The 17,110-nt window shown below is 61.0% G+C and carries 12 protein-coding genes and 1 other annotated feature; of the genes, 8 read left to right on the top strand and 4 right to left on the bottom strand.

What is annotated here, in order from left to right:
• Positions 1 to 363 precede the first annotated feature (363 nt).
• Complete coding sequence (locus KB449_RS17145; RefSeq protein WP_282909535.1) at positions 364 to 2,580, bottom strand: MMPL family transporter; 2,217 nt, start codon at positions 2,578 to 2,580, stop codon at positions 364 to 366.
• A gap of 113 nt (positions 2,581 to 2,693) precedes the next feature.
• Between KB449_RS17145 and KB449_RS17140 the strand changes: the two genes are divergently transcribed.
• Positions 2,694 to 3,299, top strand: coding sequence for a TetR/AcrR family transcriptional regulator (locus KB449_RS17140; protein ID WP_282909534.1), 606 nt, complete (start codon positions 2,694 to 2,696; stop codon positions 3,297 to 3,299).
• Between the two features lie 33 nt (positions 3,300 to 3,332).
• Positions 3,333 to 3,578 (top strand) — a binding site (T-box leader).
• Between the two features lie 71 nt (positions 3,579 to 3,649).
• On the top strand, positions 3,650 to 6,088 hold the full coding sequence (leuS, locus tag KB449_RS17135; RefSeq protein WP_282909533.1) for a leucine--tRNA ligase: 2,439 nt from the start codon (positions 3,650 to 3,652) through the stop codon (positions 6,086 to 6,088).
• Between the two features lie 63 nt (positions 6,089 to 6,151).
• Here leuS and comER read toward each other — a convergent pair whose 3' ends face one another.
• Positions 6,152 to 6,988: a late competence protein ComER gene (gene comER / locus KB449_RS17130; protein ID WP_282909532.1), complete on the bottom strand. Its 837-nt coding sequence runs from the start codon at positions 6,986 to 6,988 to the stop codon at positions 6,152 to 6,154.
• A 147-nt stretch (positions 6,989 to 7,135) separates the two neighbouring features.
• On the opposite strand from comER, the gene KB449_RS17125 reads away from it, so the two are divergent.
• The 6 genes from KB449_RS17125 (at position 7,136) to holA (ending at position 14,442) form a co-directional block, all read left to right on the top strand.
• Positions 7,136 to 7,843, top strand: a complete 708-nt coding sequence (locus tag KB449_RS17125) for a ComEA family DNA-binding protein (protein WP_282909531.1) — start codon at positions 7,136 to 7,138, stop codon at positions 7,841 to 7,843.
• 42 nt (positions 7,844 to 7,885) lie between these two features.
• The gene (locus KB449_RS17120; RefSeq protein WP_282909530.1) at positions 7,886 to 8,404 is read left to right on the top strand and encodes a deoxycytidylate deaminase; all 519 of its coding nucleotides are present in this window, start codon (positions 7,886 to 7,888) and stop codon (positions 8,402 to 8,404) included.
• A 99-nt stretch (positions 8,405 to 8,503) separates the two neighbouring features.
• A complete protein-coding gene (locus KB449_RS17115) occupies positions 8,504 to 11,266 on the top strand; it encodes a ComEC/Rec2 family competence protein (protein WP_282909529.1) in 2,763 nt (920 codons plus the stop codon).
• 216 nt (positions 11,267 to 11,482) lie between these two features.
• Positions 11,483 to 12,031, top strand: a complete 549-nt coding sequence (locus KB449_RS17110) for an RNA polymerase sigma factor (RefSeq protein WP_282909528.1) — start codon at positions 11,483 to 11,485, stop codon at positions 12,029 to 12,031.
• Positions 12,028 to 13,200: an anti-sigma factor family protein gene (locus KB449_RS17105; protein WP_282909527.1), complete on the top strand. Its 1,173-nt coding sequence runs from the start codon at positions 12,028 to 12,030 to the stop codon at positions 13,198 to 13,200. The genes KB449_RS17110 and KB449_RS17105 overlap by 4 nt, the downstream gene beginning before the upstream one ends.
• A gap of 204 nt (positions 13,201 to 13,404) precedes the next feature.
• Positions 13,405 to 14,442, top strand: coding sequence for a DNA polymerase III subunit delta (holA, locus tag KB449_RS17100; RefSeq protein ID WP_282909526.1), 1,038 nt, complete (start codon positions 13,405 to 13,407; stop codon positions 14,440 to 14,442).
• A 762-nt stretch (positions 14,443 to 15,204) separates the two neighbouring features.
• Here the strand turns inward: holA and KB449_RS17095 are convergent.
• Together KB449_RS17095 and KB449_RS17090 are read right to left on the bottom strand one after the other, a co-directional pair.
• Positions 15,205 to 16,260, bottom strand: a complete 1,056-nt coding sequence (locus KB449_RS17095) for an electron transfer flavoprotein subunit alpha/FixB family protein (protein WP_282909525.1) — start codon at positions 16,258 to 16,260, stop codon at positions 15,205 to 15,207.
• A gap of 42 nt (positions 16,261 to 16,302) precedes the next feature.
• The gene (locus tag KB449_RS17090; protein WP_282909524.1) at positions 16,303 to 17,076 is read right to left on the bottom strand and encodes an electron transfer flavoprotein subunit beta/FixA family protein; all 774 of its coding nucleotides are present in this window, start codon (positions 17,074 to 17,076) and stop codon (positions 16,303 to 16,305) included.
• Positions 17,077 to 17,110 lie beyond the last annotated feature (34 nt).

The following is a 17,110-nucleotide window of genomic DNA, read 5'->3' as shown; positions in this document are numbered from 1 at the left end:
TCAGGACTGCTGTAGAACGAGCTATCAACCTGCGTTCCGTGCGATGCCAGTTTCAGATATCCGCCAAACTTAAAAGGACCGTCAGGGTGATAATCCCTGATGGTTTTTCTTATCGCGCGAGGCTTGATGGGTAAAAGTAATGGGCGATCGCCTGTCGTAGTGCAGGCGATGGGCCTATTGGCGGGTGCATATGTGCGATCGCCTGTCGTAGTGCAGGCGATGGGTCTGTTGGCGGGGGCAAATGCGCGAGGTGAGCACTTGGCGTAATGCAGGCGAACGCACCTCCAAGCAATACCTTGCGAGCCCAATCACAACAAGAGCGGTCCCCTGTGCCTAAAGACGCTGGGGACCGCTCTTTAATTGTTAACCGCGCAGCTTCGCCTTCTCCGTCAGTTGTCTCTTCCCCGGCCAGAATGACCGGTCGCCGAGCAGCGCCGTGATGGCCGGCACCAAAAACGGCCTAACGAGGAACGTATCCAGCAGCACGCCGATCGCGGTGATGACGCCGAACTGTACGAGCACCTGGATCGGCAGCGTCGCGAGCACCGCGAACGTGCCGGCCAGGATGAGGCCGGCCGAGGCGATGACGCCGCCCGTTTCGCCGACGCCCTCGCGAATCGCGTCCCGCAGCGGCATTTCCTTGCGCTTGCGCCAGATGCTCGAGATCATGAAGATGTTGTAATCCTCCCCGAGCGCCACCAAAAACACGAACGCATACAACGGGATAGAGCCTTGTATCGCATCTGCGCCGAGCACGTAGTGGATGACGAGCCACCCCAGCCCGAGCGCGGAAAAATACGACAGGATGACGGTACCCACCAAATAGGCGGTCGCGACGACAGAGCGTAAATAAAGGAGCAGCAGCAAAGCGATCAGTCCGATAACGACCGGCAAAATCAGTCTTGTATCCCGTTCCCCGGTTTCTTTCGTGTCATACTGCTCCGCGGTCTGCCCCGAGACCCATACATGGTCGGCGGCTTTCGCATCCCCGGCTTGGGCGAGCGCGGCATTCGCAGTTTCGCGAAGGTCGGGAATTTTGTCCAGCGCCTCCAGCGAATACGGGTTAAGAGCCAGCTCCACGTCGTAGGCGACAATTTGCTTATTTTGCTGTCCTTGCGCCGGTTCGGATACGCGGCTGACATAAGGCAAGCCGGACAACTTTTCCGCAAGTTCGGTTTCCCGTCCTCCTGTATCTACGATAACTTTGACGGGGGCAAGCTCGCCTTCGGAAAATTGGGAGCCGATCAGCGCGTAGCCCTCTCTCGATTCCATCGTGGACGGGAACGACGATAAAATGTCGTACGTGAATTTGATCTGGCTCGATACGCCGGCCAGCACGGCGAGGCAAACGACCGAGACGAGGGCGATCAAGCCGGGCCGTTTCACGACGAGCGTACCGGTGCGATAGCGGGGAGCGGGCTCGGGCGCAGGCTTTGGCTTGCCGCGCTTCGCGGCGCGTTCCTCGCGCATTTGCTGCGTGCGCGGAACGAACGGCCAGAAGGAGGCGCGTCCGATGACGGCGAGCAGCGCGGGCACGAGCGTCAGGCTGGCGATGCTCATGATAAAAATCGCGATGCTGAACGGCGCGGCGAACCGGCGGAACGCGCCGTATTCGGCGAGCAGCAGCGTGAGGAGGGCAATCACGACAGTAATGCCGCTCATCGCGACGGCGCCTGATGCGTCCGTCAGCGCGGCGCGAAGCGCCTTTCCTTTATCGGTCTCGTGCTTCAAGAGCTGCCGGAAACGCGAGATGAGGAACAGGCAGTAGTCCGTTCCGGCGCCGAACAGCAGCACGGTCATGATCGAGATGCCCTGCGAATCGACGACGATCCAGCCCTCGCGGGCCATCCAGCCGAGAAGCGGACTGATGACGCCGTAGGCGAAGCCGACGCCCACGAGCGGGATGAAGGCCAGGATGGGAGACCGGTAAATGAGCAGCAGCAAAATGAGTACGAGCAGAACGGTTCCCATCAGAAGCGCGAAGTCGGCGTTCTCGAAAAGTCCCGTGGCATCGATCTGGATACCTACCGGACCGGTGACGCGCGCGCTGAGCGCGCCTTCTTTGCCCGGGTCCGCTTCGAACGGATTGCTTCCGGTCAACTCTGCAGTTTGTTTTTTCAGTTCCGCAACGCTTTCCTTCAACTGATCCGTATCTGCATTTTTATCGAAGAATACGGGGGTTACGAGCGTGCTGCCATCTTCGGAAAGCTGAGCCTTGAGGGCTTCGGCGGGCATTTGATGGAGCGGAATTACAGAGGTCTGATGCGGGACCGGCGAGCTGGTCCATTGTCCCGCCAGCTTGCGGATCATTTCCAGATCGCCGTCCTCCAGACCGCCCTTCTTATGCCATACGATTAAAGCGGGCACGTCCGCGCCGCTGGCGAATTCCCGCTCCGCAACGGCGGCGGCCTGCACGGACGGCCTGCCGTCTGTCAGATTCGGCGCATTGTTGGTCTCCTGTTTGCCGACTTGCGGCAGCAGAACGCTTAAAAGGGCGGCCGCGACGATCCATACCGCGAGCGTCACCCATCGGCCGACGGGGCCCGTTACTCCTTTGCCATGAACGCGTACTTCCTTCACTCGAGCTCCCCCTCGCGATTCGATTGCGATATAATGAGTTATAATGTTACCGTCAATAATTATATATACCGGAAGGTTAATATTGCAACATGTTTGAGGGGAAGGCGCATCAATTGAAACAAAAACAAACAGGACGGGCCCCGGGGCGGCCCAAAGGAAATACGGACAGCCGGGCCGTTCTGCTCGGCGCCGCCTCGGCTCTTTTTATGGAATTCGGTTACGAGCCGGTGTCTTTGAATCAGATCGCGGAGCGCGCGGGCGTAACGAAGGCTTCGATTTATTATTATTTCAGCGGCAAATCGGAACTGTTCGCCGCGTCCGTGACCGAGATGATGGGGCGGATCTGCATATTCACGCGCCGGATTCTCGAGCAAGAAGGGACGCTCAGAGAGCGGCTGATCAAGGTGGCGGCCGCGAAGATGGCGGACACGCACGTCGAGTTCGAATCGATGATGCGCGAAGCGATCGCATCGCTAAGCGAGGAGCAGCGGCGCGAGATTCGCGAAGCGGAGCACCGCATACACGAAGTGCTGGCGGAATGCTTTGCCGAGGCGGCCGTCCGCGGGGAGATGCGGGGCGGCGAAGATCCGCTGCTGCTGGCGCATGCTTTTTCGTCGCTGCTGATGGTCGGCAGCCGCGATTACGGCGGCGATGCTCGCGAGGACTTGCCCGAGCGGATCGTCGACTTGTTCTGGCATGGCGCGGGACCGCGCGCTTGACACGGATTGACGGCAACCGCTATAATCGAGGCAATAAAGGCTGTGAAGAGGAAAAGTAATCGTGCAGCGTCAACCCAGAGAACCGGCGGAAGGTGCGAGCCGGCTGACGTCAGCGACGAACTCGCCTTGGAGCCCCGCGTGCAATCCATGTCCAGGCTTGTCGCCTGGCGGGCAAGCGCGGCGAGTCCCTCCGCGTTAAGGAGGAAGAGTGGACGGCATGCCCAGGCAGGGCTGGCGTCAACTAGGGTGGTACCGCGAGTTTAACCTCTCGTCCCTAGCGTGATTTCGCTGGGGCGGGAGGTTTTTTGACGTTTTAAACGAGCAGTCAGACGGAAGGGGCAGCATGAACCATGGTACAAGACAACAATCAACCCGGCTACAAGCCGCAGACGCTTGAACCCAAGTGGCAGCGCTACTGGGACGAGAACAAGACGTTCCGCACGACGGAGGACCCGGGCAAGGAGAAGTTTTACGCGCTCGACATGTTCCCGTATCCGTCCGGCGCCGGACTGCACGTCGGACATCCCGAAGGCTACACGGCGACCGATATTGTCAGCCGCTACAAGCGAATGCGCGGATTCAACGTGCTGCATCCAATGGGCTGGGACGCGTTCGGACTGCCGGCGGAGCAATACGCGCTCCAGACGGGGCGTCATCCGCGCGAGATCACGGTGGAGAATATCGACAATTTCCGCCGCCAGATCAAGTCGCTCGGCTTTTCCTACGATTGGGACCGCGAGTTCAGCACGACCGATCCCGACTATTATAAATGGACCCAGTGGATTTTTATCCAGCTTTACAAAAAGGGACTCGCCTACGTCGCCGAAGTGCCTGTCAACTGGTGTCCGGCGCTCGGTACGGTGCTCGCGAACGAAGAGGTCATCAACGGGCTGAGCGAACGCGGCAACCACCCGGTCATCCGCAAGCCGATGCGCCAGTGGATGCTCAAGATTACCGAATACGCCGAGCGGCTGCTCGAGGATCTCGAGGAGCTCGACTGGTCGGAGAGCATCAAGGACATGCAGCGCAACTGGATCGGCAAGTCGACGGGCGCCGAGGTGACCTTTGCGATCGACGGCCATGCCGACGCCTCGCTCACGGTGTTCACGACGCGTCCGGATACGCTGTTCGGCGCCACGTATTGCGTGCTGGCGCCGGAGCACGAGCTTGTGTCGGCCATCGCTTCCACCGCGCAGAAGGCGGATGTCGAGGCTTATGTCGAGCAGGCTGCGCGCAAGAGCGATCTCGAGCGGACCGATCTGGCCAAGGACAAGACGGGCGTCTTCACGGGCGCATATGCGGTCAATCCGGTGAACGGCGAGCTCGTGCCGATCTGGATCGCCGATTACGTGCTCGGCGGCTACGGCACGGGCGCGATCATGGCCGTGCCGGGCCATGATGAGCGGGACTGGGCGTTTGCGAAAAAGTTTGGGCTGCCGATCGTCGAGGTCGTCAGCGGCGGCAACGTCGAAGAAGCGGCGCATGCCGGAGAAGGCGAACACGTCAATTCGGGCTTCCTGAACGGCCTGTCCACGCCTGACGCGATCGCGAAGAGCATCGCCTGGCTGGAGGAGCAGGGCAAAGGCCGCGGCAAGGTTACTTACAGGCTGCGCGATTGGCTGTTCAGCCGCCAGCGCTATTGGGGCGAGCCGATTCCGGTCCTGCACTTCGAGGACGGCAGCATGGAGACGGTGCCTGAGGATGAGCTTCCGCTGCTGCTGCCTGAAGTCGACGCGATTACGCCTTCGGGCACGGGCGAGTCGCCGCTTGCCACCGTCGAGGACTGGGTGAACGTGACGCTGCCGGACGGTCGCAAGGCGCGCCGGGAGACGAATACGATGCCCCAATGGGCGGGCAGCTGCTGGTATTACCTGCGGTTTATCGATCCGAAGAACGCGGACGCGATCTGCGATCCGGCCAAGCAGCGGGAATGGCTGCCGGTCGACCTTTACATCGGCGGCGCCGAGCATGCCGTGCTTCACTTGCTCTATGCGCGATTCTGGCACAAGGTGCTGTACGATCTGGGCGTCGTGGCGACCAAGGAGCCGTTCCACAAGCTCGTCAACCAAGGCATGATCCTCGGCACGAACAACGAAAAGATGTCCAAGTCGCGCGGCAACGTCATCAATCCCGACGACATCGTCGGCGAGTTCGGCGCGGATACGCTGCGCGTGTATGAAATGTTCATGGGGCCGCTCGAAGCGACGAAGCCGTGGAATACGAACGGCGTCGAGGGTATGTACCGCTTCCTCGGCCGCGTTTGGCGCTTGTTCGTCGGGGAGAACGGCGAGCTTAGCGAAAAGATCACGGATACGGCGGGCGAAGAAGCGTTCCGCAGAACCTGGCATCGTTCGGTCAAGAAAATTACCGAGGACTACGAGGGCCTGCGCTTCAACACCGCGATCAGCCAGCTGATGATCTTCGTCAACGATGCGTACAAGGTCGAGGAGCTGCCGAAGCAGGCGATGGAGCACTTCGTGCAGATGCTGTCGCCGATCGCGCCGCATATCGCCGAGGAACTCTGGGAGAAGCTCGGCCATACGGAGAGCGTGACCTATGCGGCTTGGCCGACCTACGACGCTGCGCTGACGGTAGACGCCGAAGTCGAGATCGCCGTTCAGGTCAACGGCAAGATCGTAGACCGCGTGTTCGTGGCGGCCGATCTCGAGGGAGAAGCGCTGCAGGAAGCCGCGCTCGCACTGGAGAAGGTCAAGGCCGTCACGGAAGGCAAGACGGTGCGCAAGATTATCGCGGTCAAGGGCAAGCTCGTCAACATCGTAGCGAACTGACACGTCAAGGGCGGCCCGATCGGATGACCGGGCCGCCCTTTGCGTCGCCGCAGCGCGTTTTCTCTAATCGGAGGAAAAAGACTGCTCCGAAAGCGAAGCTTCGACTTTCGCTAGATCTTCCGCGAACTTGTCATGCGTTTTCCGCATGACTTTGCGGAAGGCGTCTTTGGTCGCGAGCCGCAGCTCTTCCATCGCTACCGCCGTAATGCCGCCGGGCACGCAGACGCGTTCCTGCAGCTCCCGCGTCGTGCAGCCCTGTTCCAGCAGTCTCGCCGTGCCGAGCATCATCTCGGCGCCGACTCTGGCTGCGACCTCGGGCGCGAGCCCTCCGAATTCGACCGTCGTTTCCACGAATTGCTCCAGCAGATACGCCATAAAGGCAGGGCCGCAGCTGGACAGATCCGAAGCGGCGCGTACGCTGTCCTCGGGCACTTCGATCGGCTCGCTGATGCGCGCGAACATGGAGATCAGCAGCTTTTTGTCGGCGGGCTCGAGCCTCGTGCCGTACATGAACAGCGAAGCGCCGCTCGCTGCGCCGTTGACGATGCTTGGAACGATCTTCGCCGTCTTGCAGGGCAATAAACGCTCAAGCTGCTCCAGCGTGACGGGACTGGTAATCGACACCAGCAGCTGCTCCGGACGGAGCGATTCTCGAATCTCGCCGATCACCGCCCGGTAGTCGAGCGGCTTGACGCACAGAAAGACGATATCCGCGTCCCGGACGGCTGACGCGTTCGTCGGCCCGATCCGAAGGCCCGGGAACTGTTGCGCCAGACGTTCCGCTTTGGAGGAGGTGCGGGTTGCGATCGTCACTTCCGACGGCTCAAAAGCCCGGGCGCGCAGCAAGGCTCCCGCTAGCAGACCGCCCATGCTTCCGGCGCCGATGAAGCCGACCTTCATCTGAGGTCCTCCTCCCGCTATTGGCATTTTGCATGGCTTCTTTCCATTGTATGTCAGCAGGTTTGGCCGACATGACTCGATTTTTTATGCGTTTTAAAAATGGACGAATGCAAGTCGCGTCAGGCGACGAACACGGAGGAGAAGCTAATGGGAAGGCAATCGGCACGAAGCGCCGGACTGCGAAGCAAGGCGGCTCTCATAGCCGGTGCGGCAGCGGCAGCTCTGCTCGCTTGGGGGTGGCTTGCGCCGTCCGACGGAAAGGTGCCCGGCTGGGAGCCGGTCAATGCGCAGGTCGCGGCGGCGGTGGCAGAAGCGGAGGCAGGGAACAGGAAGGCCGAAGGCACGGACAAGTCGACAAGTAACGCGCCAAAAACAGGTTTGACGGCCACCGCCCAATCCATCGTGCCTGAGGGCGCTGTCAGGCCGCCAGCGGGCGGATCGAAAACGAACGCAAGCGTGGTCGCTGGAAATTCAGAAATAACAGGCAAGGCGTCAGGCAGCGAATCTGGCGCTTCGGGAGATTCCGGCACTCCCTTGAAGAATATTGATAAAACAACGGACACTTTCGTTGAAGCAGAAGACGTAATTAACGCCGGACCGGTTACGAATGCGGACGACGAGGCGCGGCAGGGGACCCAACCCGAAGCTTCGGCGGCGGACGGACGGCTCGATATCAATGTGGCCAGCGCCGCTCAGCTGGATGCGCTGCCGGGCATCGGGCCGGCCAAAGCCGAAGCGATCGTACAATATCGGGATGCGCACGGGCGGTTCAAATCCGCGGAGTCGCTGAGAGACGTCAAAGGAATCGGAGACAAGCTGCTCGCGAAGCTGTTGCCGCTTATCAAGGCAGATTAGGCCAAGCGGCGTCCGGGGATATACGACAGGAGGCAAAGCCAGATGGCGCTTGCGGTTCGCAAGGATTGGGATACTTACTTTATGGACATCGCCTTCATGGCATCGACAAGGTCGCGTTGTCCGAGGCGGCATGTGGGCGCCGTGCTCGTACAAGGCAAGAAGCTGCTGGGCACGGCCTACAACGGCGCGCCGATGGGCGTACCCGATTGTTCGGAGGCCGGCTGCATGATCGTCGAAGAATTCGCGCCGTCGCCTTCAGGCCAACCAGGGGCCATGGTCAAAAAAGAGCGCTGCATTCGCACGATTCACGCAGAGCAGAATTTGCTGCTGTTCACGGATCGGATTGACAGAGAGGGCTCTACCGTTTACGTGACCGATCAACCGTGCTGGACTTGCGCCAACATGCTCGCTAACAGCGGCATCGTCGAGATCGTATTCCATCGCGGTTACCCGAAGGATCATGACAAAGTATCCGCGTTGATGGCCGAACGCCGCATCGTTTTCAGGACGATTCCGGATTATGCGCCTCCTCAGGATACGGAAGTGAAGGAAGCCGACTAAAGTATAAAGTTCGAATGCTTCAAATATAGAGAAGGCCACCGGGAAGAACCCTGCTGAACGCGCAGGGTTCTTCTTTTTATGAAAAGGAGCGTGAAATCAATGGATCGCAGGCCGCTGGTATGCGTAGCGGGGTTCTGGGTCGCGGGCAGCGGCGTCTGGTCGGTCCGGCACGGCTTGCCCGCAACGCTCGTCTATGTCGGCATCGTCGCCGCGCTTACGGCATTCGTCCTCGCCGGGCGGATTCGGCCGCGGACGGGCGCGTTATGCGCAGCGGCCTTGCTGCTGTCGGCAGGCCTGCGGATATGGAACGAATCCGGGCATGGCTCCGATCTGACGGCGGCATGGACCGGGCCGGAGGGACGGTCGGTGATCGCGTCCGGACGACTGCTGGAGCCTGCGGCGATCGACGGCGATACGGTGACTTTTCCGTTGCGCGCGAGTCTTGTCCGGTCAGGCGACGAAGCAGCGCTGCGCACCGTCGAGAAGCTGCTGATCCGCGTTAGGCTGTCCGCCGAGGAAGAGCTGGCGACCGCGGCATCCTGGAAGCGCGGGATATCCGTCGAGGTCGCCGGCACGCTCAAGCTTCCCGCCGACGCGGGTAATTTCGGCGGCTTCGACTATCGTCATTATTTGAGCAGGCAAGACATCTATTGGACCGTAAGCGCCAAAGGCGCGGAAGCCGTGAGGCGAACGAACGGCCGCGTGCCGCTCCTCGATCGTACGCTCCGCTGGTTCGACGAGTCCCGAGAGGCGATCGGGAAGCTGACCGATCAATTGTACGGCAAAAAGGACGCCGGTTATATGAAAGGTTTGGTCGCAGGCATCGTAGACGATATCGATCCGGAGCAATACGATGACTTTTCCCGGCTCGGGCTGACGCATGTGCTCGCCATTTCCGGCCTGCACGTCGCTGTCGTCGTTTACATTTTGCTGATGCTCGGCAAACTCGTGCGCTGGACCCGGGAGCGTTCGCTTGGCTTTGCGGCATCGGCGATGCCCGTCTATATGCTGCTTACCGGCGCCTCTCCGTCGGCCGTCCGCGCCTGTCTGATGTCGATGATCGCCCTGTGGCTCGCGCGGCAGGGGAAGTTGAAGGACGGGCTTCACCTGCTTGCCGCATCCGCGCTCATCATGGTCGTCTGGCGTCCGTCCGTCGTGGAGGACGTCAGCTTTCAGCTCTCCTTTATCGTTACCGCGGGTCTCTTGCTCTGTGTGCCGGTCATGAATGAGCTGCTTGCCATTCGCATACGCTCGCCGTTCATCCGCTCGTCGCTCGCCGTCGCTTTAACCGCGCAGCTCTTTTCTTTTCCGGTCACCGCGTATTATTTTCATCAGCTGCATCTGCTGTCGCTGCTTGCTAACCTTGTACTTGTGCCGTTTATCAGCTTTGTCGTCATGCCGCTCGGGATGGCCGCGCTGGCGCTGGGCGCCGTCTGGCTGCCGCTCGGCCTCGTCGCCGCGAAGCTCGCCACGCTATGCAACCGCGCGACCTTCGCGGCGACCGACTGGCTCGGATCGGTTAAAGCTTTAGCGACAGTATGGCATCAGCCCGATTTTATCTGGGTGCTCGCCTTTTATGCGTTGCTGCTGGCAACGCTTGCCTTCGCACGCCGCTCGCTCCGGCTTCGCGAGGAGCTGGCTGCGACGGCCGAAGCTGCCGCGGCGCAGCTTGCCGCCTCGGATCCGTTCGATCCGGACGAGCGCGCCGAGCGTATCGCCGCGTATGCCGGGGGCGCGCAGACCGGAGGCGAATGGACCGAGCCGCTGCACGGTCCGCTGCTCCGTCCGCGCAGCGTTTTCCCCTCCGCCGTCGCTCCGGAAGAGTCCGTCTCTGCCGGCTGGCGCTCCAAACGGGCTTCCGCAACGTCTCCATTCGGCGAAGGCCTTGCGGCGATAAGGTTCTCATTGAATGCGCGCCGCATTCGGCGGCTCTCTGCCGCGCTCTTTGCGCTGAGTTGGCTGGGCATGCTCGCCTGGGAAGCGCCCCCGGTCGAGCTCGATCGGACGGGCGCGGTCTCTTTTCTCGACGTCGGTCAGGGAGACAGCATCCTGATTACGACCGGAAGCGGCCTTCATGTGCTCGTCGACGCGGGGGGCACGGTCACATTCGGAGCGTCGAAGGAACCGTGGCGCCTTCGCAAGGACCCTTACGAGGTCGGCCGCAAGACGCTGGTGCCGCTGCTTAAGCAGCGGGGCATCCGACGCCTTGATGCGCTCGTGCTGACGCATTTGGACGCCGACCATATCGGGGGCGCGCATGCGATTATCCGGGAGCTACAGGTAGGGCGCATTTGGTTTAACGGAACGATTAAACCGGATGCCGACGTGCTTCGTCTATTTCATGAAGCGATAGACGCAGGCATTCCGCTGTATGCGATCGAGGCAGGCGCCACATGGCGGCCGGATGCGTCGGCGACGTTTGAAGCGCTGTATCCGCTGAATTCGGACGGCGACGACCGGATACCGTCGATCGGCGAGCAGAACGACATGAGCGTGGTGCTTCGGCTTACGTTATACGGCCGCGTGTTTGTGCTCCCCGGCGACCTGGAGGCGTCGGGCGAGACCGCGGTGCTCGGCGAGCTGCGCCGGCGAGTCGGAGAGGGAGCGACTGCCATAGACGTGCTGAAGGCTGGACATCACGGCAGCAAAACGTCGACGACAGCGCCATGGCTGGCCTGGTGGAACCCGACCGATGTCGTCGTGTCGGCCGGCAAAAACAATCTGTACGGTCATCCGCATGCCGAGATTGTCGACCGGATTTTGGCGTCCGGCGCCGCCCTCGAACGGACCGACATACAGGGCGAGATCGCCTACCGCGTCCGTCCGGACGGCCGGCTCGAACGGCGCACCAAGCGGCCCTAACGACAAAAAGCGGCGCTTATGATAGACTGTAACGGGACTTCCTTCACAACTTTTCGGCTTCTCGCCGAGTATATATGGAAATAACGGATTGCTGCACATAAGCGGTTCCGAAGGGCGTTTACGCCTTTATTTTTTTGTTAGATTATACCTTGCGTTTTTTGCAACCTTTTGGCGCACGTTTTCGTCAGAGGGGATGCGAGAGAAGGAGGATCTCCCGTGGTGGAGCCGGAATTGATCAAAGCTGCGCAGGCCGGCGATCGGGAAGCGCTTGTCGCGCTGCTTCGCGAGATCGAACACCAGGTTTACCGTACGGCCTATTATTTGCTTAACCACGAGCAGGATGCGATGGACGCCGCGCAGGAAGCGTTGATTCGGGTATACACGAAGATCAATTCCTATGAAGAAAAGGCGCAATTCCGCACGTGGGTTCAGCGCATCGTAACGAATATTTGCATCGACAAGTTCCGTCGCAAACGTCCTTCCGTTTCGATCGACGAACATGAGATGGTATTTCAAGCAAGCGAAGACGTCGAGGCCGAGGTGATGAGCGGCTACGCTTCCGAAGACATTCGCGAGGCGATCGGCAAGCTTCCGGAGCATCACCGCACCGTGGTCGTGCTTCGTTATCTGCAGGATTTCTCTTATAACGAGATCGCCGATTCGCTCAACTTGCCGTTAAATACGGTTAAATCTTACTTATTCCGCGCCCGACAACAACTGCAGACATTGCTTCATGACTATCGGAAAGGGGGTGTCCGGGGATGAATCGCGAAGAGGGGATGGAGCTCGTGCAGCGTTCGATCGACGGCGATCTGAACGAAGAAGAGTCGTCGCGACTGCAATTGTACCTGCAAAACTATCCGGAGTGCGCCGCGCTGCTCGGTCGGCTGACGCGGCTGTCCGAAGAACTGACGCAGCTGCCGCACGTAACCCCGAGATACAGCCTGGTCGATGCGATCCTGCCCCAGCTGGAGCGGATCGTGCCGGAGCCCGCGCCGGACGCCGAGCAGGCGACGGCCGCAGAGGCCGCCGCATACGAGCCGCGCTCCCGAAGGATCGGCGGCCGCAAGTCCGTCTATCGCAGCTTGGCAGCGGTGGTCGCGGCCGGCGTAGTCGCGGGCGTATTGCTGATCGCCCAGCCGTTCTCGCTGCAATCGGATCAGCAGAAGGCTGCCCTGCAGCAGGAGTCGGCAGCCGGGTCCGCACCTGGTGCGGCTTCGTCCGACATTATGCGCAAGAACGTAATGAACGAAAAAGCCGTGCCGGAGATGGCAGAAGACAACGCTAGCTCGAGCGAGTTTAACCAACAGAGCCAAAGTTCGAGCTCGTCCGAAGGCTCGGCAGACGGTGGGGACGAGTCGGTCAGCGGCACGAGCCTGCACGGTTCCGCCGGCGGCGGCGAATCCGGCTCCTCGGTCGATTCGGCCGGGGAGGTGCCGGCTGCCAAGACCGAGACGCAGTCGCCGACAGCGAGTCTAAGCGCCACGCCCGACTCGGCTGCCGGGTCGAGGCTGGAGTTTGCGCCTCCTGCTGCCTCTTCGTCCGGCACGTCGGACAAGACGGATCAAGATACGCGCAACTTTGCGAGCGCCCAAGGCGAAGGACCTGCCAAGAGCGGTGCTGGCGCTAGCGGACCTGCCGCTGCGGAAGCGCCCTCGGTCGCGGGCTTGCCGGAGATGTCGTTATCGGCCGCCATGCCGTCCTGGGCATCGCCCGACGGCAAGCTGACGGCACTCGCTTACCAGGGCGGCCTTCGCATCGTGAAGACGGAAGGACTCGAGACGGTTTTCGAGAGCGGCAACCGGGAAGGCACGGTGTCCGACGTCTCCTGGGGCCAGGACGGACAGGATCTGTACTACACCTGGACGGACGCTTCCGGCAAGGCGACGGATCTCTGGTGGAACGCCAAAGAAAATCGCGAGCAGGCACGCTGATCGGCAGTCACCAATTGATCTACAACTGCGTATATTGGATTTATGACAACCGCCGCGCCCCCTGGAGGCGCAGTCACGATCGTTCGCGCAAGGCACCATGGGCCTGCACGTCGAACGTTGACATAGATTCCAAGGACAAAGAGATCGCGCCTGCCGTTAACGGGCGCGGTCTCTTTGCTGTATAATGAGTGCGAGGTGGTCGGATTGGAATCGAGACAGGCTTTTAAGGAGATACGGGACGGACAGATCCGTCCGCTGTACATATGCTTCGGCACGGAGAGCTACCGCATGAACGAGTTCGCCGAGCGTCTCGCCGCGGCCGTGGCCGAGCCCGAGCATCGCGACATGGCGATCGTGCGCTTCGATACGGCGGAGCATTCCCTCGACACGATTCTGGAAGAGGCGGAGACGATGCCTTTTCTGGTGCCGAGCAAGCTGGTGCTGGTCCGTGATAGCGTCATCTTCGGATCGGCCAAGGAATCGGCGAAGACGGAGCATCGGCCGGATCGTCTGCTTGAATATATGCGCAGGCCGTTCGAGACGACCGTGCTCGTCTTCATGGTGCCTCACGACAAGCTCGACGAGCGCAAGAAGACGTCGAAGGCGGCCAAGCAGGACGGCATCGTCGTCAATTTTTCTCCGCTCGGACCGGACGAGCTGCTTCAGTGGGTCTCGGGCCGCGCGGCCAAGCAGGGCCGCACGCTGGACAGGCAGGCCGCGGAAGAGCTGATCCGGCGAGCGGGCACTGAAATGGGCGCGTTGTCGGCGGAGACGGACAAGCTGTGCCTGCATGCAGGCGAGGGCGGTACGGTGACGGCCGCGGCCGTCGCGGAGCTCGTGCCCGCAGGCGTCGAGCAGAGCGTGTTCAAGCTGACGGAGGAGATCGCATCGCTGCGGACCGATAAAGCGATCGCGCTGTACCACGACCTGCTCAGACGCCGCGAGGAGCCGATCAAGCTGACGGCGCTGCTCGTCAGGCAGTTCCGAAGCATGCTGTATGTCAAGGAGCTGGGCAAGCAAGGCTATTCGCCTCAGCAGATGGCGGGTCAGCTCGGCATGCACCCCTTCGGGGTCAAGGTGACCGCCGAACAGGCCAAGGCGTTCACCATCGAACGGCTGACCGCGCTTCTCGGCGGCCTCGCCGAGCTTGACTACGAGATGAAAACCGGACGCGTCGACAAGACGCTCGGGTTAGAGCTATGGCTGCTGCGGACCGGATCCGGCGCAGGAATGAAGGTATAGCGAATTCGATTCGGGCGGCAGCGTTTCAATCGGCAGCGATTCGAAGACAGGTCAGCGCGCGATCGGCTTGCCTGAGTTTGTCGGATAGTTTGCGGGTCAAAAAACTGCATTTATACATGTATTTCTCCGCGGACCAACGGATGCGATGAAATACCTGCAAAAATGCAGGTAAATGCCAAGAACGAGCTGAAAATCTGGCCGACGAAGGTAAATACCTGCGTTTTTGCATCTTTACGGTGCAAAGGCATCGAAATCGGCCCAAAAAGATGTATATTTTAAGTCAATTTCATAATTCAAAAAATCGCTAGTTTAAACAAACCTAATCAAAGATTTGACGAATAACGTTCGGTTTTGGGCTTATTTCCGAATCTCAGAGGTTCTATTTTGTATTAAAAGTTCGGAATTATTCTGGTAAAAAATGTTTATGAAATTGACTTTATTTGCAGGTATTGCGGCGAAAGAACGACGCTCGCGAGATTATTCATCTCGAGGCGATCGACTATGACGAACGCTTTGGGAGCTTATGCCACCGTCCTGACGCTACCCGCTGGCGGCGATACGCTGGCCCGCCGAACCGTCGGAACGGCTGGCGACGAGCTATTGATAGGCGTTCAGCGCGACTCCAGTTTCGGATATCGGCCATACCTTATTTAACCAATACCCTCCATGGCATTGGAGGGTATTGGTATGCTCACAAAATATTCAGTTAGCCGAAGTCCAGCCAAGACATGGAGACTTAACAAGTCTTAGCTGGTTTTTTTCTTAGGCGAGCGCCTGTCGAAACGCCTGCGTAAGCAGCGGCACGACCTCGAACAGATCGCCGACGATGCCGAAATCCGCGATGCTAAAAATCGGCGCCTCGGGATCTTTGTTGATGGCGACGATAACGCGCGAGCCGCTCATGCCGGCGAGATGCTGGATCGCTCCGCTGATGCCGCAGGCGATATAGATCTCGGGCGTGACGACCTTGCCCGTCTGGCCGATCTGCAAGCCGTAGTCGCAATACCCGGCATCGCATGCGCCCCGCGACGCGCCGACGGCGCCTCCGAGCAGTCCGGCCAGCTCCTCGAGCGGCCGAAAGCCTTCCGCGCTCTTAACGCCGCGCCCGCCCGCGATGACGATCCTGGCCTCCGTCAGATCGATCTTGCCCGCGGTTCTGCGGACGACCTCCCTTACGACGGTACGCAGGTCTGCGACAGGCGCGGCTGCCCGCTTCGCGACAATCGCGGTCCCGCCGTCTCTACGCGGCTCCGCCGCCGGCAAATTGTTCGCCCGCACCGTCACCACCTGCGGAAAAGCGGTAAATACTTTGCGCTCGATCGCCTTGCCCGCGTACAGGGGGCGAACGAAGACGATCTGCCCGCCATGCCGCTCGCCATCGTCCCGCTCGCCATCGTCCCGCTCGCCGCCGTCCCGCTCGCCGCCGTCCCGCTCGCCGCCGTCCCGCTCGATCGCCGTCACGTCGGAGATTTGGCCTGCGGACAGCCTCGCAGCAAGCGCAGGGGCCAGGTCGCGTCCGAGCGCGGTATGCCCGAGGAACAGGCCGGCAGGCCGGAGGGCTTCGAGCAGCGGGGCCAGCGCCCCGATATAAGCCTCGGGATTATAATGCCTGAGCTCCTCGCCTTCGATCGCGTGAACCTGCGCCAGCGGATAGCCCGCCAGCTCCGCAGCCAGACCGTCCAAGCCTTCGCCAAGCAGCGCGGCATGAATCTCGTCTCCGGCTTCCGCGCAGTCCAGAGCCGCCCGAAGCGCCTCCAGCGATACGCGCCGAAGCTTGCCGTCCCGCTGTTCCGTCACAATCAAATACGTTTTGCTCATCATCGCATTCCTCCTCTGGTGGCCATGAAGCGGCGGACGGCATCATATCGTCCTGACCCCGTTGCGCAGCAAGCCGACGAGCGCGGTCGCCTGCTCCTGCGGCGTTCCATGCAGCATCTGCCCGGCCTGCCGGCCAGGAGGCAGCGACAAGGAGATACGGACGGTTCTCGCAGCTTCGGCCGTCCGGCCGTCGGTAAAGCCCAAGTCTTGCGCGGTTAGCGACTTAAAGGGCTTTTTCTTCGCTTTCATAATGCCGGGCAGCGAAGGGTAACGCGGCTCGTTTAATCCCTGCTGCGCCGTAAACAGCGCGGGCAAGGTCACGTCGATCCGCTCGAGGTCTCCCTCGGCGTCGCGTTCGACGCTTGCCGTACCGCCGTCCACCGTCAGCTTCGTAATCGAAGTGACATGCGGAAGGCCCAGGGCGGCAGCCACGCGGACGGCGACCTGGGCGCCGCCGGTGTCGACGGAGAAGTTGCCGCCGAGCACGAGATCGAAGGACTGCTGTCCCAGCGCGGCGGCAATGGCTTCGGCGGCTGCGGACTCATCCTGCGGGATCCCGGCGTCGTCGATCCAGATCGCCTCGTCGGCCCCCATCGCGAGCGCGGTGCGCAGCGCTTCGGCGACTCTGGCCGGACCGAGCGAGAGCGCGGTCACCTGCCCGCCGTGCGCCTCCTTGAGCCGGATCGCCTCCTCGATCGCATATTCATCGTACGGATTGACGATAAATTTCACGCCGTCCTCGCTTGCTTTGCCGTCACGCAGGACGATTTTTTCCTCGGTATCGAACGTCTGCTTCAGCAGCACCGCAATATTCATCGGACGTGCTCCTCTCGAAATAAGGATGAATCGT

Source organism: Cohnella hashimotonis (genome assembly GCF_030014955.1).
Taxonomy (GTDB): domain Bacteria; phylum Bacillota; class Bacilli; order Paenibacillales; family Paenibacillaceae; genus Cohnella; species Cohnella hashimotonis.
This window is presented reverse-complemented; position numbering and strand designations above follow the sequence as displayed.